General features: G+C 65.6%; 19 protein-coding genes and 1 pseudogene. 13 read left to right on the top strand and 7 right to left on the bottom strand.

What is annotated here, in order from left to right; all coding sequences use genetic code 11:
* Positions 1-16 precede the first annotated feature (16 nt).
* The 6 genes from phnC to nhaA all read left to right on the top strand — a co-directional run bounded on the left by phnC (position 17) and on the right by nhaA (position 5,931).
* Positions 17-796 carry a phosphonate ABC transporter ATP-binding protein gene (phnC, locus tag ACIOU9_RS09245; protein ID WP_402696691.1) on the top strand — a complete coding sequence of 260 codons (780 nt, stop codon included), beginning with the start codon at positions 17-19 and terminating at the stop codon, positions 794-796.
* Positions 793-2,460 (top strand): phosphonate ABC transporter, permease protein PhnE, encoded by a 1,668-nt coding sequence (phnE, locus tag ACIOU9_RS09240; protein WP_402696689.1) that lies wholly within the window; start codon positions 793-795, stop codon positions 2,458-2,460. Before phnC ends, phnE begins: the two co-directional genes overlap by 4 nt.
* Complete coding sequence (locus ACIOU9_RS09235) at positions 2,436-3,509, top strand: zinc-binding dehydrogenase (RefSeq protein WP_402696687.1); 1,074 nt, start codon at positions 2,436-2,438, stop codon at positions 3,507-3,509. Before phnE ends, ACIOU9_RS09235 begins: the two co-directional genes overlap by 25 nt.
* 28 nt (positions 3,510-3,537) lie before the next feature.
* Positions 3,538-4,224, top strand: a complete 687-nt coding sequence (locus ACIOU9_RS09230; RefSeq protein WP_332489313.1) for a phosphonatase-like hydrolase — start codon at positions 3,538-3,540, stop codon at positions 4,222-4,224.
* Between the two features lie 181 nt (positions 4,225-4,405).
* Positions 4,406-4,567, top strand: a complete 162-nt coding sequence (locus ACIOU9_RS09225) for a hypothetical protein (RefSeq protein WP_166650850.1) — start codon at positions 4,406-4,408, stop codon at positions 4,565-4,567.
* 86 nt (positions 4,568-4,653) lie between these two features.
* Positions 4,654-5,931: a Na+/H+ antiporter NhaA gene (gene nhaA, locus ACIOU9_RS09220; RefSeq protein WP_402696685.1), complete on the top strand. Its 1,278-nt coding sequence runs from the start codon at positions 4,654-4,656 to the stop codon at positions 5,929-5,931.
* A gap of 54 nt (positions 5,932-5,985) precedes the next feature.
* On the opposite strand, the gene pstS is transcribed toward nhaA, so the two are convergent.
* Together pstS and ACIOU9_RS09210 are read right to left on the bottom strand one after the other, a co-directional pair.
* Complete coding sequence (pstS, locus tag ACIOU9_RS09215; RefSeq protein WP_402696951.1) at positions 5,986-7,062, bottom strand: phosphate ABC transporter substrate-binding protein PstS; 1,077 nt, start codon at positions 7,060-7,062, stop codon at positions 5,986-5,988.
* Between the two features lie 210 nt (positions 7,063-7,272).
* A complete protein-coding gene (locus ACIOU9_RS09210) occupies positions 7,273-7,434 on the bottom strand; it encodes a hypothetical protein (protein ID WP_402696684.1) in 162 nt (53 codons plus the stop codon).
* A 196-nt stretch (positions 7,435-7,630) separates the two neighbouring features.
* On the opposite strand from ACIOU9_RS09210, the gene ACIOU9_RS09205 reads away from it, so the two are divergent.
* The 4 genes from ACIOU9_RS09205 to ACIOU9_RS09190 are packed head-to-tail and all read left to right on the top strand — an operon-like array spanning position 7,631 to position 12,404.
* The gene (locus ACIOU9_RS09205; RefSeq protein WP_402696683.1) at positions 7,631-8,335 is read left to right on the top strand and encodes an ATP-binding cassette domain-containing protein; all 705 of its coding nucleotides are present in this window, start codon (positions 7,631-7,633) and stop codon (positions 8,333-8,335) included.
* Complete coding sequence (locus ACIOU9_RS09200; protein ID WP_105658744.1) at positions 8,332-9,006, top strand: ATP-binding cassette domain-containing protein; 675 nt, start codon at positions 8,332-8,334, stop codon at positions 9,004-9,006. The genes ACIOU9_RS09205 and ACIOU9_RS09200 overlap by 4 nt, the downstream gene beginning before the upstream one ends.
* Positions 9,007-9,063: 57 nt before the next feature.
* On the top strand, positions 9,064-10,599 hold the full coding sequence (locus ACIOU9_RS09195; protein WP_402696681.1) for an ABC transporter substrate-binding protein: 1,536 nt from the start codon (positions 9,064-9,066) through the stop codon (positions 10,597-10,599).
* A complete protein-coding gene (locus ACIOU9_RS09190; RefSeq protein ID WP_402696679.1) occupies positions 10,599-12,404 on the top strand; it encodes an ABC transporter permease subunit in 1,806 nt (601 codons plus the stop codon). Before ACIOU9_RS09195 ends, ACIOU9_RS09190 begins: the two co-directional genes overlap by 1 nt.
* Before the next feature lie 118 nt (positions 12,405-12,522).
* Here the strand turns inward: ACIOU9_RS09190 and ACIOU9_RS09185 are convergent, their stop codons facing one another.
* The 3 genes from ACIOU9_RS09185 to arsB are packed head-to-tail and all read right to left on the bottom strand — an operon-like array spanning position 12,523 to position 15,473.
* Positions 12,523-13,950, bottom strand: coding sequence for an FAD-dependent oxidoreductase (locus ACIOU9_RS09185; RefSeq protein ID WP_402696677.1), 1,428 nt, complete (start codon positions 13,948-13,950; stop codon positions 12,523-12,525).
* 42 nt (positions 13,951-13,992) lie between these two features.
* Complete coding sequence (locus tag ACIOU9_RS09180) at positions 13,993-14,406, bottom strand: arsenate reductase ArsC (RefSeq protein WP_402696676.1); 414 nt, start codon at positions 14,404-14,406, stop codon at positions 13,993-13,995.
* Positions 14,407-14,417: 11 nt separating this feature from the next.
* Entirely contained in the window at positions 14,418-15,473 is a 1,056-nt protein-coding gene (gene arsB / locus ACIOU9_RS09175) for an ACR3 family arsenite efflux transporter (protein ID WP_402696675.1), read from the bottom strand.
* A gap of 143 nt (positions 15,474-15,616) precedes the next feature.
* Between arsB and ACIOU9_RS09170 the strand changes: the two genes are divergently transcribed.
* Positions 15,617-15,991: an ArsR/SmtB family transcription factor gene (locus ACIOU9_RS09170; RefSeq protein ID WP_402696674.1), complete on the top strand. Its 375-nt coding sequence runs from the start codon at positions 15,617-15,619 to the stop codon at positions 15,989-15,991.
* A 179-nt stretch (positions 15,992-16,170) separates the two neighbouring features.
* On the opposite strand, the gene ACIOU9_RS09165 is transcribed toward ACIOU9_RS09170, so the two are convergent.
* On the bottom strand, positions 16,171-16,386 hold the full coding sequence (locus ACIOU9_RS09165; protein ID WP_402471566.1) for a CDGSH iron-sulfur domain-containing protein: 216 nt from the start codon (positions 16,384-16,386) through the stop codon (positions 16,171-16,173).
* The gene (locus tag ACIOU9_RS09160) at positions 16,383-17,411 is read right to left on the bottom strand and encodes an iron-containing redox enzyme family protein (RefSeq protein WP_402696672.1); all 1,029 of its coding nucleotides are present in this window, start codon (positions 17,409-17,411) and stop codon (positions 16,383-16,385) included. Before ACIOU9_RS09160 ends, ACIOU9_RS09165 begins: the two co-directional genes overlap by 4 nt.
* 920 nt (positions 17,412-18,331) lie before the next feature.
* Here ACIOU9_RS09160 and ACIOU9_RS09155 point away from each other — a divergent pair.
* The gene (locus ACIOU9_RS09155; RefSeq protein ID WP_105658704.1) at positions 18,332-18,568 is read left to right on the top strand and encodes a hypothetical protein; all 237 of its coding nucleotides are present in this window, start codon (positions 18,332-18,334) and stop codon (positions 18,566-18,568) included.
* 146 nt (positions 18,569-18,714) lie between these two features.
* Positions 18,715-19,029 (top strand): annotated as a pseudogene (locus ACIOU9_RS09150) (acyl-CoA desaturase); the annotation flags it as partial.

Here is a 19,029-nt window from a genome sequence, read left to right as displayed (position 1 = left end):
TTTAGGAACGGGCACCATGGCAGCTGACAACACCGCAATCCGCACTACTGCCCTAGCCAAGAGCTTCGGCGACGCCCCTGCGTTGAAGGGTGTTGACCTGAGCATCGCCAAGGGCGAATTGACTGTGTTGCTTGGCCTGTCCGGCTCAGGCAAGTCCACCTTGCTGCGCTGCCTGAACGGATTGCACTCGATTACCTCCGGTGAAGCCACTGTGCTGGGCACCGAGCTGCATAAGGCCCCATCCCGCAAGCTGCGCGCCCTGCGTGCCAAGGTCGGGTTCATCTTCCAGCACTTCAACCTGGTGGGCCGCCTGACCTGCCTGGAAAATGTGCTGATCGGTGCCGCCGGGCGCATCCGCGGGCCGCGCTACGGGCTTCTGAGCTATTCCAAGTCCCAGCGCCGCGAAGCACTGGGCTACCTGGAGCGCGTCGGTTTGGGCGAACTGGCTTTCCAACGCGCTGATTCCCTTTCCGGCGGCCAGCAGCAGCGCGTTGCCATTGCCCGCGCCCTGATGCAGAAGCCAGCGGTCATCCTGGCCGATGAACCGGTGGCCTCGCTTGATCCGCAGAACTCGGCCAACGTCATGGATCTGCTATTCCAGGTCTGCCTGGAAAACAAGATCACCGTGGTGTGCACCTTGCACCAGGTAGATCTCGCACTGCAGTGGGCAGACCGCATCGTCGGCCTGCGCAACGGCGAAAAGGTGCTGGACGCCCGGGCCTCGGAACTGGATAAGGACCGTGTGCTGGAGATTTACCAGCAGCTGGAACCTACCGGGCAGGCCGCGGCACAATGACCTTGAAGACCTCACCGCATCCTCCGGCATCAACCACGCGCGCCGAGCGCCCGGAAGGCGAAGTGCTGCTGCCGCGCGCCGGCCGCGAGAAGATCACCTTCTGGATACTGCTAGCAGCGCTCATCCCGCTGACTTTGGCCAGCGCCCGGAAGATCGAGTTCGACGTGGCGGCCCTGGGCGGCGGCTTCGGCGATGTGCTGAACCTGCTGGGCCGCATGCTCCCACCGGAGCTCAGCGACCCTCCTCGCATCAGCGAACTGCTGCTGGAAACCCTGATGATGGCGTTGCTGGGCACCGTACTGGCCACCGCCATCTCCATTCCGCTGGCCTTCCTGGCTGCCTCGAACACTTCCCCGCACCCAGCAGTGCAGCGTGCCGCACGAGGGATCATCACCCTGTGCCGCGCCATCCCGGACCTGGTCTTCGCGGTGCTGTTCGTCCGCGCCCTGGGCATCGGCGTGCTGCCGGGCATCCTGGCCCTGGGCCTGCACTCGGTAGGCATGATGGCCAAGCTCTTCGCCGATGCCATCGAGGCCACGGACGCCGGGCCGCGCGAAGCGGTACGCTCCACCGGGGCCTCCCGCCTGGGCGAACTGCTCATGGGCGTGCTTCCGCAGGTCATCCCGGCCTGGCTGGGCACCTTCATCTACCGCGTGGACATCAATTTGCGCACCTCGGTAGTGCTCGGCTTCGTCGGCGCCGGCGGCATCGGCTTCGCCCTGCAGGATGCCTTGCGTGGGCTGATGTACGAAAGCGCCATGGGCATCGTGTTGATCATCCTGCTGGTTATCGCCGGCATGGAAATCCTCTCCGTGCTGCTGCGCCGGACCCTGCTGAACCCGCCGAACACCGGTCCGGCGCCGAAGCTGCCAGCCGCCGATTCCGTCCTGCTGGGCCCGATGACCGGCGAGCGCTCCGCCCGCCTGCTGGCCGGGCTGCTGGTCCTGGCCGCCACCTGCTATTCCTTCATCCACCTGCGGATCAACCCGCTGGCCCCGTTCTTGCAGTTCAATGAACTGCTGGCAGTGTTCGGCAAGCTGCTGCCGCCCTCCATCGAAGGGATGGAGGAGCTGCTGTTCACCGCGGTGCTCGAAACGCTGTCCATTGGAGTGGTTTCCACGGTGGCTGGCGCGCTGCTGGCCATTCCAGTTGGCATCCTGGCCGCTTCCAATGTCGCACCGTCGCGCACGCTCTATGCGCTCAGCCGCGGGCTGATCCTGGTCGTGCGCGCGATCCCGGAATTGATCCTCGCGGTAGTCTTCGTGGCCGCCATCGGCCTCGGCCCGATGGCCGGAGCCATGGCGCTGGCAGTGGGAACCATCGGCTTCCTGGGCAAGCTGGTGGCGGATTCCATCGAGGAGATCTCCGCCGGCCCGCTGGAAGCAGTCCGGGCCGTGGGCGGCGGCTGGTGGGACCAGCTGCTGGGCGCGGTGATCCCGCAGGCCCTGCCGCAATTGGTGGGCCACTGGATGTACATGCTGGATGTCAACATCCGCACTTCAACGGTGCTGGGCATCGTGGGCGCCGGCGGCATCGGCTTCCTGCTCATGGAATCGGTCCGCACCCTGAACTTCAACGTGGCCGGCACGATCATCCTGATCATCTTCGTGCTGGTCTTCCTCATCGAAAGGCTCTCCGCATGGATGCGCAAGCTACTCGCCTGAAAACCACGGCCCAGATATGGGTGGGCGGGCAGGAATTCGAATCCCGCGAATTCGACCTTCCAGAACTAACTGGGTCGCAGGCCATCGCCCAAATCGATCTGGCGACCGTGTGCGGCTCGGATGCCCATACGGTCACCGGCCGGCGAACAGGAGCGTGCCCCTCGATCCTGGGCCACGAGGCAGTGGGCACCTTGGTGGCGATCGGCCCGAACGGAGCCCGGGACGCCTTGGGCCGGGACCTGTCCATCGGCGACCGGGTCATCTGGAGCGTCACCGTGTCCTGCGGCGCCTGCGACCGGTGCCTGGCCGGGCGCAGCGCCAAATGCCGCACCCTGCTCAAGACCGGGCACGAAGCCCTGGATGGGCCGTGGGGAATATCCGGCGGCTACGCCTCGCATATCCACCTGCCCGAAGGGATCACGCTGGTAGCGGTGCCCGATGAGTTGTCGGATGCGGCGGCGGCCCCCGCAGCTTGCGCCACGGCCACCGTCATGGCGGTGCTGGAAGCAGCCGGCGATGTGAGCGGGCAACGCGTACTGGTCAGCGGGGCAGGAATGCTCGGATTGGTAGCGTGCGCGGCGGCCCGCCAGCGCGGTGCGGCCAGCGTCGTGGCCAGCGACATCAATCCCGGACGTCTGGAACTGGCCCGGGCCTTCGGGGCCACGGACACCCTGCAAGCCCCCGGCAAGCCGCAGCCCAGCAGCTTCGACGTGGCGGTGGACCTGTCCGGAGCGCAGCCTGCGCTGGCCGCGGCACTGGATGCCCTGGACGTCGGCGGGCGCTTGGTCGTAGCCGGTTCGGTCTCCCCCGGCCCCGCCTTGTGCGTGGATCCCGAACGCGTGGTCCGCTTCCTGCTGGGCATCACCGGCGTGCACAACTACGAGCCACGTCACCTGCAGCAGGCCATTGCCTTCCTGATGGCAACGCGGGATCTCTACGACTGGGATTCCCTGGTCGCCGCGCCGCGCCCGGCCCGCGAGCTGGCGCACCTCATGGCCCCGCCGCAGGGCAGGATCCTGCGCAACTCCATCACTTTCAACAGCAATTAATGAACCAGAATCCGAGAGCAGGAGCATCATGATCAAACTAGTCGTCCTCGATATGGCAGGGACTACCGTGAATGAGCACGGGGACGTGTACCGCGCATTGGAAAGTTCGGTCACCGCCGCCGGCGCCACCGTGCATGCCCAGGACCTGCAAGCCTGGATGGGCGTGGACAAGACCGAGGCCATCGCCGCGTTGCTGGAGCTGGGCGGGATCAGCCCGGATCCGTCCCTGGTGGCCCGCCAATTCGACCTCTTCCGGCAGCTGTTGGCGCAGGCCTACGCCGAGAATCCTCCAGAGGCCCTGCCGGGAGTGGACGCCGCGCTGGCCGAACTCAGATCCCGGGGCGTCAAGATCGCTTTGAGCACCGGCTTCTCCAGCGATGTGGCCGCTCCGATCCTGGATACCCTGGGTTGGGGAATCGGCGAGGGAGAACTGCTCGATGCCGTGGTGACCAGCGATATGGTGGCCGCTGGACGCCCGGCGCCTTACATGATCCATCGGGCCATGGAAGCCACCGGCATCCATGATGTCCGGACCGTGCTCGCCGGGGGCGACACGGTGGTGGATGTCCTGGCCGCGCGCCATGCCGGAGTACGCGTCCTTGGAGTGCTCACCGGAGCCTTGGAACGCGGAGATTTCGCGGAACACTACCACGATTGGATCCTGGACAGTGTTGCGCAACTGCCCGCGGTGCTGGAAGACGAGGCCCTGGTTTAGCAGTCCGCAGCACCCGGCTGGTGCCGCAGTTCCCCAGGTAGCTGCGGCACCAGCTTGGCTCGGCAACCGCATCGACGGACCCTCGCAGATCAGCTGCCAGCCTGATGCACTAGCGGCAAGCCCACGGCAGCCGGGACGTCTCGAGTTAGGCCAATGCATCGCTGGTCTGTAGACTGGAAGCATGGCTCTGGTTGTCTCAACGCATGCGCAGCGGCTTCTCGCTGCCGTTTTCCCCAAGGGAAAACTGCTGACCAAGCTAGCCAGCGGCACCAATGGGTGGTTGAGTTCCTGGGGAACCAACGCCCACGGCGAGATCGCCGGCTGCCCGCCACCGCGCCACTAGTTGCGCGGTCCCGATTCCTGGTTTTTCTCCGGTGGATTCCGCGTGCCCTCGTGCCCTTTTCCCGGATCCCAGAAAGACCCGTTACTTTGCCATACCCCTCAACTGGCGTATCCCGCCAAGCACCCCACGCCCTGTGGCGTGGAATCCGCCAAACCCTCAAGCAGGACTCGATGGGCGGGCTGCTGCTGCTCTGCGCCACCCTCGCCGCCTTGGTCCTGGCCAATTCCCCTGCAGCCCCATGGTACGAGGGGTTGCGCGACTTCCGTTTCGGCCCCGAGTCCCTGCACTTGAATCTCTCGGTCGGAGCCTGGGCCGCTGACGGCCTGCTCGCCATCTTCTTCTTCGTTGTCGGCTTGGAACTCAAGGAAGAATTCGTTGTCGGCAAATTGCGCAATCCGCGCACGGCGATCGTTCCGGTGGCCGCAGCCGTAGGCGGCGTGGCGCTGCCGGCACTGTTCTACGTCCTTGTCATCTCCGCATCGGGAAGCTCCGCCATCAACGGCTGGGCAATCCCCGCAGCCACTGATATCGCCTTCGCGATCGCCGTGATCGCAGTGGTGGGCAAGTTCCTGCCCCCTGCCCTGCGCACCTTCCTGCTCACGCTGGCGGTGGTCGATGACCTGCTGGCCATTTCCATCATCGCCATTTTCTACACCGATGACCTGACCTGGCTGCCGCTGCTCCTCGCGCTGCTGCCACTGGCGGCATTCGCGCTGGCAGTGCAGCGCGGGGTCCGCGCCTGGTGGGTCCTGATCCCGCTCGGCGCCACCGTCTGGGCATTGGTGCATGCCTCGGGAATCCACGCCACGGTGGCCGGCGTGCTGCTGGGCTTCATGGTTCCGGTGATTGCCACCCAGCGGGCGCATGTGCGCACCGGGAGCACCGAGCAGGGCGAAGCGATCCACGAAGGCCTGGCCGCCCACTTCGCGGACCGGTGGTCCATTCCCTCATCCATCATCGCCATTCCGGTGTTCGCCTTCTTCGCTGCCGGTGTTCCGGTCGGCGGCCTGTCCGGACTGGGCGAAGCGCTGGCCAGCCCGGTGGCACTGGGCATCATTGCCGGCCTGGTGCTGGGCAAGTCGATGGGCATCACCGCCGCCACCTTCCTGGTCACCAGGCTTCCGGGAATCAAGCTGGATGGCAGCATCAAATGGCCTGATGTGCTGGGGCTGTCCTTCGTGGCAGGCATCGGCTTCACCGTCTCCCTGCTGGTCGGCGAGCTGGCCTTCGGCCAGGGCGGCGAGGAAGCGCAGTACGTGAAGGTCGGGGTGCTGTGCGGTTCGCTGCTGGCCGCGGTCATCGGCGCGGCGCTGCTCGGGTCGCGAAATCGCGCGTACCGCGCGGCGGCCAAGACTGCTGCATAGCTAGCCCTGCTGCATCCTTCCTGCGGATGGATGCAGCAGGGCTGTTCGCCCGAATCAGGAACGCGCGGTGATCGAATCGATGGCTTCGCGGGCATCTTCGGCCAGCTGCTGCGGCATCGGCGCGCTCTTGGCCGAGTCGGACGCTGTCTTCTGCCCCTGGTCGCTGACGACGTACTGGCCGAAGGTCTTGGCCAGTTCCATGGTCTGCGGATCCTCATAGCCGCTGCAGAACAGCAGGTAGGAGACCAGCACCATCGGGTACGCGCCGGCGGCGGTGGTCTTGCGGTCCAGTTCCAGGGCGATGTCATGCTCACCGCGGCCGTGGACCCGCTCTGATTCGGCCACTGCCTTGGCCGCTGATTCCCCGCTGACTGCCACGAATTCCTCGCCGACCTTCAGCTTCACCTTGCCCAGCGACATATCCACCAGGGAATCATCGGCATAGGTAACCGCGCCCACGGCGCGGGTCACGGTGGTCACCACGCCGGCATTGCCCTGGGCCTTCTCCAGGCCGGTGGCATCCGGCCAGCCGCCATCCGGCTCGTGCGGCCAGGCTTCGGGAGCAACCGCATGCAGGTACTCGGTGAAGTTCTCGGTCGTGCCCGAATCGTCGGCGCGCGCCACCCCGGTGATCGGCAGGTCGGGCAGCTGGACCTGCGGGTTCAGCTGGGCGATGGCCGGGTCCTGCCAGGAGCGGATCTCACCGGAGAAGATCCTGGCGATCGTTGGGGCATCCATGTTCAATTCCTTGATGCCCGGCAGGTTGAAGGCGATGCTGATCGGGGAAATATACGCCGGGATATTGATCGCACCCTGCGGGCCGCAGGTCTCGATGGAGCGCTGGACTTCCTCTTCCTTCAGGTAAGCGTCGGATCCGGCGAATTCGGTGCCGCCTGCCAAGAGCCCGGCACGTCCGGCGCCGGAGCCCACCGAGGCGTACTGCACCTGGACCTGGGGATGCATGGTGGAGAATTCGGTGGTCCAGGCGTTCATGGCGGAATTCTGCGCGGTGGATCCGCCACCGGTCAGCGTGCCTTGGAGGCTAGAGGTATTCGATTCAGCGGCCTTGCGCTGCTCTTCTCCCAGCGGGTAGTCCGACCCGCAGCCCGAAAGCAGCAGGACCAGGCCCATACTGGCAATCGCGGTGAAAGCGGCGGTTCGAGGCAGAGGTGGCCGGGCAGGTCCGGTGGTTCGCAAAACTTCTCCTGGGGTCCAAGGTGAACGGCGGGTGTACTTGAAATTCCAGTGAATCATCATCCCTGCACTTTCCGAAATCATTCCCTGGCCACAGCCGATGAATACTCGGCGGGCCCGCGGGCGTCGAATTGCTTTTCCAGACACCTAGTCCCCTCCGATGCCAGTCCTCGAGTCAATGGCAGCGAGGTCCTGCGTAGCGGACCCGGTGAGCCCAGGGCACACGACGATGGCGTCATGGGTTGCGCCCGGCTGGGATTGGCCGGTGCCACCGGAAGAACGCTTCGCCTGCCATAACGACTCCATCATCGCTTTCTCCTCTTGCTCAGTTTGCTGCCGCACCCTGATTCCACGGTATGCACAAGCGCCGAGGTTCGGTACGGCCACGAAAAATTAGGCGAATTCACCCAGCTTGGCCAGCAGCCGCGGCCCGCCACGGCCGCCTTGCCGATTCCGCAGGCTGATTTGCGCTGCCGAGAAAACTTAAGTGATAATGATTCTCATTATGACTCTTGAAGAGCCCGGGCTCGCCCGCCAGCCCCGCGCCCCACTGCCGCCCAGCCCGGCCTTGTGCCTGCGTAACGCGCGCCTGGGACTGCCCGGCGCCGCCAGCCCGCTGCTCGACGTCGAGGAGTTCATGCTTCTTCCCGGCGAGCGCGTGGTCATCACCGGCCCGTCGGGTGCTGGCAAGTCGCTGCTGCTGTCGATGATCACCGGGAACTGGGCACCCGGACTGGAATTCACCGGAACCCGCACTCCCGGATCAACGCGCATCGGCTACATCCCGCAGCGCGGCCAGGACGCCCTGCATCCGCTGCTGCCGCTGGGACGGCAACTGCGCAAGGCCACCGGCGCCAGCGCGCAGCAAGTCCGCGGCATCCTGCAAGACGCCGGGCTGGGCGATCCGCAGCTGCTCGCACGACGTCCCGCAGAACTCTCCGGAGGGCAAGCACAGCGCGCCGCCATAGCCCTGGCCGTGCTCAGCCAGGCCCCGGTGATCCTTGCCGATGAACCGACCAGCGCCCTGGACCACGCCGCCCGGGACCTCATCCTGGAACTGCTGGGCACCCTGCTGGGCCAGCAGCAGGCCCTGGTGCTGGTCACCCACGACGCGGCAGTTGCCCAGGCGCTGGCCACCCGGCACCTGGTCCTGGACTCCGGGAAGATCGCCAGCACCCGCGCGCCCCGGCTGGAACGGGTACCGGCTTGAGCATCCCCGCATTGGAAGTATCCGCGCTCAGCGCACTGCGCGGGCACGGCGCAGCCCGCCGACTGGTCCTGGAGCCCCTTGGCTTCACGCTGGCCCCGGGCGAATCGGTGGCCGTCACCGGGCCGTCCGGCGCCGGCAAATCCACCCTGGCCGACATCGTGCTGGGCCTGGAACTGCCGGACTCCGGAGAAATCCGCGTGCTGGGCCAGCACTGGAGCGCACCGAAGCGCAGCCACGCGCCAGCACGCCGCCGGTTGGTCCAAGGCGTGCCCCAGGATCCTGCCGCCGCCTTCGTGCCGCGCTGGAGCATCCGCACCTCGCTGCAGCAGGCCATCCACCGGCTGGCTCCCCCAGCCGGCCCCGGAACGGGCATCGACCGGGCTGCCGAGCTGGCGCAATTCGACACGGCACTGCTGGATCGGCGCCCGCACCAGCTCTCCGGAGGACAGTTGCAGCGGGCCGCGCTGGCCCGCGCCGTGGCAGTGAACCCCTCGGTGCTGGTGGCGGACGAGCCGACCAGCGCCCTGGATCCGGACACCGCCCAGGCAGTCGCCGGCCAGCTGCTCTCCACCGCCGCCAACTCGGGCATTGCCTTGCTGCTGATCACCCATGACCCGCAGCTGGCCGCGCAATGCTCGCGCACCATCGCCATCCGCCCACCGTCCCGATAACCCGCCCACCAGCTGATCACCCATCACCGATCACCCATCCCCAAGGACCTCGCACCCATGAATCGACCCCGCCCCAAGACCCTGGCTTTGCTCACCATCCCGCTGGCCGGGGCACTTGCCCTCAGCGGCTGCTTCTCCGCGGCCGCCGAGCAGGCCGGAAGCACCGACCGCATCTCCGTAGCCCACATGCAGCCGCCCCGCTCCGGGCTCAGCCCGCTCAGCGACGACGCGTTCAAGCTCTCGCGCTGGTCCACCGCCGAAACCCTGGTCAATCTCGACGCGTCCGGGGACGCCCAGCCGGCATTGGCTACCAGCTGGGAACGCAGCGGCGAGCTTGCCTGGGACTTCGAGATCCGCGAAGGCGTCAGCTTCCACAACGGCCAGCCGCTGACCGCCCAAACGGTGGCGAACTCCTTGCAGCGGGCCATCGACTCCACCCCGGTGCCGCGCATCCTGAACGGAACCGCATTGAAGGTCGCGGTGCGCGGGGAGCACGGGCTGCGGATCACCACCGCGGATCCCGACCCGCTGCTGCCTCAGCGGCTCTCCAGCCCGCAGCTGGCCATCTTCGCCGCCGAAGCCTACACCGCCAACGGGGTGGATCCGGCCGGCCACGGCACCGGCCCCTTCCAGATCGTGGACGTAGACGGGATTTCCGGGGCCACCCTGGACCGGTACGAGGGCTACTGGGGCGAAAAGGCCGCAGCCTCGGGCATCGACGTGAAGTTCGTGCCCGATGGCACCGCCCGCGCCGCCGCGCTGCGCACCTCGGAAGCAGATGTCATCGAGGCCATCCCCGCCGGGCAGGCCGCCACGGTGGACCAGGAGCTGCTCACCGAAGTGCCGATGCCGCGCACCAACACGCTGTACCTGAACACCGAGAAGGGCCCGTTCGCCGACCCGGCGGTGCGCGCCGCGGCCCGCGAAGCCATCGACCGGGCGGCCATCGTGGAGTCGGTGTACGAGAACCGCGCCGATATAGCCGAGGGCCTGCTCGGCCCGGCCCTGCCCTACGCCGCCGGGCTGCGCGATTCTGGAGAATACCGGCAGCTGCTGGCCCAGCGTGCCGAACCAGCCAAGGTCAAGGACGTGGAAATCACCCTGGGCACCTTCACCGACCGCGCCGAACTGCCAGAAGTCGCGGTGATCCTGGAGCAGCAGCTGGAAGCGGCCGGATTCATCGTGAAGCAGGATGTGCGCGAATACCAGTACATCGAGGCCGACGCACTGGACGGCGCCTTCGATGCCTTCATCCTCTCGCGCGCCACCGTGCTGGATTCCGGGGACCCGGTTGCGTACTTCGCCTCCGACTTCACCTGCGAAGGCGGCTTCGCCATCGCCCAGCTCTGCGACAAGGACGTGGACCAGGCGATCGCCCGAGCCTCGGAAACCGAAGCCGGGGAACAGCGCCAGCAGCAGATCATGCTGGCCGAAGCCCGGATCCTGGGCACCGACGCGGCCATCGCGCTGCTGCACGAACGCGTGATCCAGGGCGAGGGGCCCGCCGTGCGCGATGCCGCGCAGGATCCGCGCGAACGCGAGCTGATCACCGCGCAGACCCGCCTGGGCAGCGAGCAGGAACCGCAACGCTGATGAACTGGTTCGCTCTGAAGGCGCGGCGCCTCTCCTGGCCGTCCTTCGCATCCTGCCTGCTCAGCGCGCTGGCGCTGCTGCTGGTGGCCGGCGCCCTGCCCTGGCTTTCACGCACCGATCCGGCCGCGGCGGTGCTCCGCGCACGCTACGCCGAGCTGGAACCCACCGAGCAGGCCCTGGCCGCCGTGCGCGCGCAGCTGGGCCTGGACCAGGGCCCGCTGGCCACCAGCTTGCACTGGTGGTCCGGGGTGCTGCACGGGGATCTGGGCATCTCCTGGGTCAGCGGGGCAGAAATCGCTGACGGCGCCTGGCGGGCCCTGTCGGTCTCCGCCACGCTCACCGCCTTCGCCACCATAGTCGCACTGGCCGTGGCCTTCGCCTTGGTCCTGCCCGCCGCGCTGCGCGTGCTGCGCAATAAGCAGCATTCCGGGTCCGGTCCGCTGGGCGTGGCACTAACCGCCTTGCCCGAATTCCTGCTGGCCAGCTTGCTGCTGGTGCTGGTGGCGGTGCAGCTGCAATGGCTTCCACCCTACGGGTGGACCGGGCTGGACACCGCGATCCTGCCCGCACTGGCCCTGGGTGTCCCGGCCGGCGGATTGCTGGGCCGGCTGCTGGCCGATGCCATCGCCTCGGTGGCCGGAGAACGCTGGGCCGGGATCTGGCATCTGGCCGGGGCGCCTGCTCCGGCAATCCTCTCCGGGGTGCTGCGCCGGGCCGCCGCCGCGGTCATCGACCAGCTCGGCTTGGTGTTCATCGGCTTGCTCGGCGGCGCGGTGGCCGTGGAGCAGGTCTTCGCGGTGCCCGGACTTGGCCGCTACCTGCTCGGGGCGGCCAATGCGCAGGATATTCCCGCCCTGCAGGCCGGGCTGCTGCTGATGGCGGGATCGGCGCTGCTGATCGGAATGCTCACCGCAGCGGCCCGGCGCGCGCTGCGCGGCGGCACCCTGCCCGCAGGATCGCTGCCAGCCCCGCCCGAGGCGCGCGGCAACGGCAGGATCCAGCGCTGGACGGCGGCGATCACCTGCACCGCACTGCTGGCCATTCTGGCTTTCGGCCTGCCGCGCGACCCCTACACCCTCGCCTTCCAAAGGCTGCAAGCCCCGGGGGCCGGTTTGCCATTCGGCGCCGATTCCAGCGGACGGGATCTGCTGGCCCGCGTGGCCCACGGAACCTTGGGCACGGTAGGCCCGGCGCTGGGAATCGTGGCCTGCGCAATCCTGATCGGCCTGCTGCTAGCGGCAGCAGGCGAGATCTCGCGCGGGCCGGCGGTAATCGCCAACGCGACTCCGCCGATTCTGGCCGGGGTGGTCATCGCGGCCCTGCTGGGCCCCTCGGTGGGCGGTGCGGCGCTGGCCGTGCTCTGGGTGAGCTGGCCTCCGCTGGCCACGCATGCTGCCTCGCTGCTCGACGAAGCCCGGGCCATGCCGCATATCCGCTGGCTTCCGCTCTCCGGGGTGCCGCGCGGCCGGATCTGGGTCCAGCATCTGCTGCCCGCGGTGCTTCCGGCCTTGCTGAGGCACGGGATGCTGCGGCTGCCCGGGGTGGCACTGGCTTTGGCTGCCCTCGGATTCCTCGGGCTCGGGGCGCAGCCGCCCACCCCGGAGTGGGGCCTGCTGCTGGCCGAAGGCATCGGCTATGTCGAGCGGGCTCCGTGGACTGCCATCGCCCCGGCTACCGCGCTGGTGCTCACTTCCGTGTGCGCGGTGGCGCTCGCCGGAATCCCGGCCCCGCAGCGTGCCGGTACCCGAGGCACGGCAGCCCAGCAGGATCCGGCGGCCAGAAACACACCGGTCCCGGTGAGCTGATACGCGGTCCTATCCCGGGCCTGGAGGGAAAATGGAGCCAAGGGGAAATGCGGCATATGCCGCGTTGCCCCTTGGCTCCATCGAGTTTCCGTGGCGATCGCCCCTTGCCCAAGCTGGCTTACTGGGCGGCCACTTCGCTGTTGCCGTGCAGTGTTCCCGTGGCTAATCCCAGGCTCACCGGCTGCGGCGAGGTGCAGCAGCTGGCAGCTTCGGCGGGCTCGGTTCCGCAGGCGGTGTCGCTGGCCGCGGGGGCATCGCAGGAACCGCCCAGATCCGTGGAGCAGACCCCGGTTTCCGGCAGATCCAGTTCAACCCGGCCCGCCCCTTCGGCATCGCCGGACAAGCCAGCGGCAATGGAGCGCACCTGCTCGTAGCCGGTAGCCATCAGGAACGTCGGAGCCCGTCCATAGCTCTTCATTCCAACGATGTAGAAGTTCTTTTCCGGGTGCGCCAATTGCTTTTCGCCGTGCGCGCTGACCGTTCCGCAGCTGTGGAATTCCGGGTCGATCAATGGCCCGAGCTGGCGCGGGGCTTCAACGCATTCATCCAGGTCCAGGCGCAGTTCGGAGAGCATCTGCAGGTCCGGGCGGAAACCGGTGGCCGCGATGATGCGGTCAACGGCCAGCTCGCGCCCGTCAGCCAGTGACACGGATAGCTGCTCGCCGGCGCTCATCGAAGCCACGGAAACGTTTTCCAGCAGTTCCACATTGCCGTTCTCCACCAGCCGGCGCAGGGACGTGCCCAGCTGGCCCCGGGCTGGAAGCTGGTCAGCAGCTCCCCCGCCGTACAGGCGAATCGGGTTGGCCGCCCCGCGCAGGCCCCAGAGGATCCGGGTGTCCGGGAACTTCTTCTGCAACCGGCCCAGGGCAATGACGGTATTCGCCGCCGAATGCCCGGCGCCGAGCACCAGCAATTTCTTGCCCGCGAGCTCCTGCTCATCGGCGCCCAGCGGATCCGGAAGCCCGCAGATGATGAAGCCGCGCTCGCGCGCCTGCGCTTCACCGATGGCTTCGATTCCGGCCCGGCCTACCGGGCTTGGCTGGTTCCAGGTGCCACTGGCATCAACCACGGCACGACCGAGAATATCCACCGGGCCGCCAGGAGTTTCGGTGCGCACCAGGAACGGGGCTTCATCGCGGTGCGCGGTGCGTGCCTTGTCGGCGCCGCGGCCGTCGGCCAGCACGCGGCTGATTTTCTCCACGCGGTGGCCGTAGCGGATGCGCGGTGACAGTTGGGGGTGGGCGGCCAGCGGTTGGAGATATTCGCTGACCAACTCCGCGCCGGTGGGAAGCTTGGTGATCCGCGGTGCTTCCCAGCCTCCGGCGTATCCCTCGCTGGGGGTTTCCAGCAGCCGGCGGGCGGCCGCATCGATATTGAAGCGCCATGGGGAGAAGAGCTTGATGTGGGCCCATCGCGAAATCGCGGCGCCTGCGCTGGCTCCTGCTTCCAGGACGAGCACCTCCTGCCCGCGTTCGCGCAGGTGGGCGGCGGTGGCTAGGCCGATGGGGCCGGCGCCGATGACGATGACTGGAAGGTTCTCCTGCATGGGTTTCTCCTTGGCTACTGGAATTCTGGAGACGGTCTGCGCCTAGCTGGCTGGCAGCAGGTCGGCGATGAGGTTCTCAATCCGGGCACGGATTTCATCACGGATTGGCCGCACACCGTCAATGCCCTGCCCTGCCGGGTCTTCCAGCTTCCAATCTTCATAGCGCTTGCCCGGGAAGAATGGGCAGGCATCTCCGCAGCCCATAGTGATCACCACATCGGAGTCCTGCACGGCTTCGGTGGTCAGCACCTTGGGGATTTCCAAGGACATGTCGATGCCGACTTCTTTCATGGCTTCAACGGCGGCCGGATTGACCGAATCGGCCGGGGCGGAACCGGCCGAGCGGACCTCGATGCGCCCTCCGGAGAGGTGGGAGAGGAAGGCCGCGGCCATCTGGGAGCGTCCTGCGTTGTGCACGCAGACAAAGAGAACCGAAGGCTTTTCGGCAGCAGTCATGGGTGTTGTCCTTAGGAAGAAGTAGTGGAAGTGCTTACAGCAGGGAAGAATTTCCGGGACCACAGGGCCACGTAGACCAGGGCAACCAGGATCGGCACCTCGATCAGCGGGCCGACCACGCCGGCCAGGGCCTGGCCGCTGGTGGCGCCGAAGGTGGCGATGGCTACCGCGATGGCGAGCTCGAAGTTGTTGCCGGCGGCGGTGAACGCCAAGGTGGTGGTGCGCGGGTAGCCCAGCTTCAGCCAGTGGCCGATGAGCATTCCGGCACCGAAGACCACCACGAAGTAGGTCAGCAGCGGGATAGCCATGCGCAGCACATCCAGGGGCTTGGAGATGATGTTATCGCCCTGCAGCGCGAAGAGCAGCACGATGGTGAACAGCAGCCCGTACAGTGCCCACGGCCCGATTTTCGGCAGGAATTTTCCCTCGTACCAGTCGCGGCCCTTGGCCTTTTCGCCCAGGGTGCGGGTCAGGTAGCCGGCCACCAGCGGGATGCCCAGGAAGACCAGCACCGAGGCGGTGATGGCGGCTATGGAGAATTCGGCGCTGGTGGTTTCCAGCCCCAGCCACGATGGCAGCAGCTGCAGGTAGAACCAGCCCAGGGTACCGAAGGCGATGACCTGGAAGACGGAGTTGGTGGCCACCAGCACCGCGGCCGCTTCCCGGTCCCCGCAGGCCAAGTCATTCCAGATGAACACCATGGCGATGCAGCGGGCCAGGCCCACAATGATCAGGCCGGTGCGGTATTCGGGCAGGTCTGCGAGGAAGACCCACGCCAGCACGAACATGAACGCCGGGGCCAGGACCCAATTGATCACCAGCGAGGTGATCATCAGCTTCTTGTCGGCCAGCACGCGGCCGGTTTCGTTGTAGCGGACCTTGGCCAGCACCGGATACATCATGACCAGCAGGCCGATGGCGATGGGTACCGAGACCCCGGCCACGGTGAAGCGGTCCAGCAGCTCGCCCAGCTGAGGGAAGATGCGGCCCAGACCCAAGCCGACGCCCATGGCCAGCAGGATCCACAGGGCCAGGTAGCGGTCCAGGAAGGAAAGTTTTGCCGCCACGGGGGCAGTGTCTAGCGCAGGCGCGGGTGCCACTGATTCATCACTCCAAGAATAGGCATCGACGATTGTCGATGTTTTGAGTATGATGAATCATATCGACGTTTGTCAATCTCTGGCGCCAGCCAAGAAAAGAGCCAAGGTCCGTGAGCACAGCCACCGTGAATCCTGCCGGAGGAACTTCCCCAGCACCGGCAGCCGACGCCTGCTGCACGCCATCCCAAGGCGAGGCAATCCTCAACGCAGGAGAGGCCGAAGCGCTGGCACTGCGCTTCAAGGCCCTAGGCGATCCCAACCGCCTGCGCATCCTGTCCATCGTCTCCGCCAGCGAATCGGCCGAGACGTGCGTCTGCGACCTGCCCGAACCATTGGGCCTCAAGCAGCCGACGGTCTCGCACCACCTGAAAATCCTGGTGGAGGCCGGAATCCTGCACCGCGAAAAGCGCGGGGTGTGGGCGTACTACTCCGTGGTCCCCGGCGCCCTGGAATCCCTGGGCTCCAGCTTGGTTGCCAAGCCCTAGACAGGCTTGACGCAACTGCATTCCAGTCGGCTGGGATCGCGCCATCCGGGATCCACCAACTAGCCGCATTCCCGCGTCCGCGCAGGCAGCTCGGCAAACGGCATCAAACGATGCAGGTGCCGGCAGCGCCGGCCCGCTGCGGACCAGATGCGCAATAGCCCATTTCAGGATCCAGTGCCCTACTTCGGGCGCTCGAACTTCATGAGCTTGTGCGTGCCATCGCAAAAAGGCTTGATGGCAGAGCCCCCGCAGCGGCATAGCGCGACGGGCCCTTTCCGGGCCTCGATGGATTGCCCCTCGGCATCCACGATTTCAAAATCTCCCCTGAGCAGCAAGGGGCCCTGCGGGCAAACGGTAATCATGGCCGCTTCCGAAGCGCTGTGCCCCTCGCTCATACCACTGCCCCCGCTCCGGCATGCAACGCCGATCTGCCAGCTTCCCACGCGTCCAGGTACTTCGCGCCTGCCAACGCGTCAACCGCTGCCGCGGCTTGGGCTCCGAAGAGTATGTCGGGCACCAGATCCGGTTCGTCTTCAGCCAGTCCGCCCGCGAGGTCGCGGCCGGCAATTTGCTCATGGACAGCATCAGCTTCCACATGCTCATCGAAGTAATCGGTCACCGGGGATTCATATCCCAGGCGCCGGAACCCGCGGGCATAAGCGGCCTGGGGTATTGAGGAAGTCATCTCGTACAGTGCCAGGTGGCCAGTGATGGCTCCCCGAAGGCGCCGGTGCATGCCGAAGAGCGAAATCATGTTCACTGCCGCCAGCGTCACCGCCGGTATGCGGTCCACGTACGCGCCGAAATCATCACGCAACCCCACACCCTTCATGGTCTGCCTGAACAGCTCGCTATGCATTCGCGGCAGCTGCCCATTTCCGTATTCATCAGCCTGGATCTCCACCATGGCGGCTTTTGCACGGCCTTCGAGTTTCGGGATCGCCCAGGTATGCGGATCAGCTTCCTTGAGCTGGTAAATCGACTTCAGTATCAGGAATTCGCGTGCTTGGCCGGCAGTGGCCTTGCGCTGGATGAATTTCGAGACCGACGGTCCAGCATCATCAGCTGCGAGCTCGAACAGGGCTTGGGCCACCTTCGCGGAGCTGGGTTCCACTCTTGGAATCGGGCCTGCCGCCTCGCGCAGCGCTTGCTCGAAACCCTCCTCGATCCGGGCCCGAAGCGAAATGAGCCCGGGGTTCCATTCCCAGCGGTCATCGACTTCTTCGAATCCCCGATAGTGCAGTTCGTAGAGAACGAAAAGGCTCAGCTGCAGGTCCCCGTCATCCAGCACATCCGAAGCCGCAGCCAACCGATCTCTTGCGACCGTTGCCAGATAGGCCGCGTATTCCTCCGAGGGGTTGCACAGCAACGCATTGTTCAGCGCTTGGGACAGGTCTCCGCGGGGTACGGGCAGATGCATGATGCTCCTTCGTTCACACTGATCGCACGGTCAGCAATAGTGGCAGTAGGATGATCGTGCCAGCATCCCCGGGATATAACCACCATTGGGAGGAAAAGCCAAGGTAGCCCCTGATCGTGCTCCCCAACTATGTTCTCGACAGCACCTTATCCCTGAGGAACATAGGGCTGTCGGCCGGCCAATCTCGACATGATGTCTTGTCCCAGCTTTTCCATAGCCAGTGGGAGTTGCGACCGGGATTGGGTTGGGATCATGATGGCAACCGATTAGAGGCAGAACTTACCGGAGTCGTCAGAGAGCACCTGTCGCCGCCCACTCTTATTGGCACATTCAATCTGGCAAGTAAGCAGGTCATGCCGTGTAAAACTGCCGACAATACTGGCGCCCAGAAGTTGCTCGCACCTCTGACAACAAACCCGGTCCAGAATCTTTTGCTCCATATCCACACCCAACTGCTAGGTGTCGACTCGTTCATTTCCCCAAGATGAAAAACAGGTTCCCTAGGGCTGTCGCGTTGCCACTTTAGTATCGAGTAGGCCCGTCTGCTACTCCAGCAAGGGACCAATTACTTGGCATCAATCACTCGCTGCACTTTCTAATAACGAACTTTCAGGGCCGCACTGGTCGTCAGGTCCGTGCTCGCTAATCAAGGAGAGTCATGCCCCTAAGCCACTAATATCACAGCTTTGAAGCAGTGGGCCCGGGCACTTCAGAGGCACTGGAAGTTTCACAGAGTTACTACAGTTGCTCCATGGGCCCTACTGCGATCGATTATTCGGGCTCCAGCGCTGGGCGCTTGGCAGGCGCTGTATAACGAGAAGCTACTCCCTCAATACCCTGCTAGGCTCAAGATGCTGCCGACGTTGCGCCGCGTGTACGGAAGAAACATCCGAATTTATCTTCATCGATGGGAATATCTCATGGGCAACAGCCCTGAAGCAGCACTAGGTATCGCACTACTGACATCACTGGTCCGCCAAGACCGAGAAGCCTTCCTGATCATCGCCTCCGAGCTGGAAGGAGGCAACACGCAAGCCGTGGCGATCCTTGCACGGCTAGGTGAAGCAATGGTCGCGATGATCGCTGAGCTGCTGCAGATCGGCAACGAGGAAGCGCTCACACGCATCGCAGCGTCACTGGCTCTCAAAGCTGGATAGAACTCAAAGAAATATGTGAAAGAGCAGAATCTGACAGCGGAAGAACAGCGAGAGCGGCCGTGAACCTGAGTAGAATGGGGGTAATAGGCTCGGTCGGGTAATTTATTGTTCACGACGCAGCGAGCTCTTTCAATCAAGGATTATATTTGCCTCGCAGTTCTCTGCTGGACGTTCCAGCACCCACCGTTAAACCCGGTGATCCTCAAAGTTTCTTCCACGTCAAGAAGTTGGTCACCGAAGCTGGACTGGTCGGCCGCCGCCGCGGGCACTATCTCGGGTTGGGCATCGTACTGACGGTGCTGCTAGCCGGCACCGTTACCGGTTTCATCCTCCTAGGCGACAGCTGGTTCCAGTTGCTGATGGCCACAGCCTTGGGCCTGCTGCTCACCCAATTCGCGTTCCTGGCGCACGAGGCGGCACACCGCCAGATCCTGGCTTCGCACAAGCGCAATGACAAGCTG

Origin of the sequence: Glutamicibacter sp. NPDC087583 (assembly GCF_044743685.1) — a bacterium.
Lineage (GTDB): Bacteria > Actinomycetota > Actinomycetes > Actinomycetales > Micrococcaceae > Glutamicibacter.
Note: the sequence above shows the minus strand (reverse complement) of the source record. Positions and strands in the feature narration are given on the sequence as shown.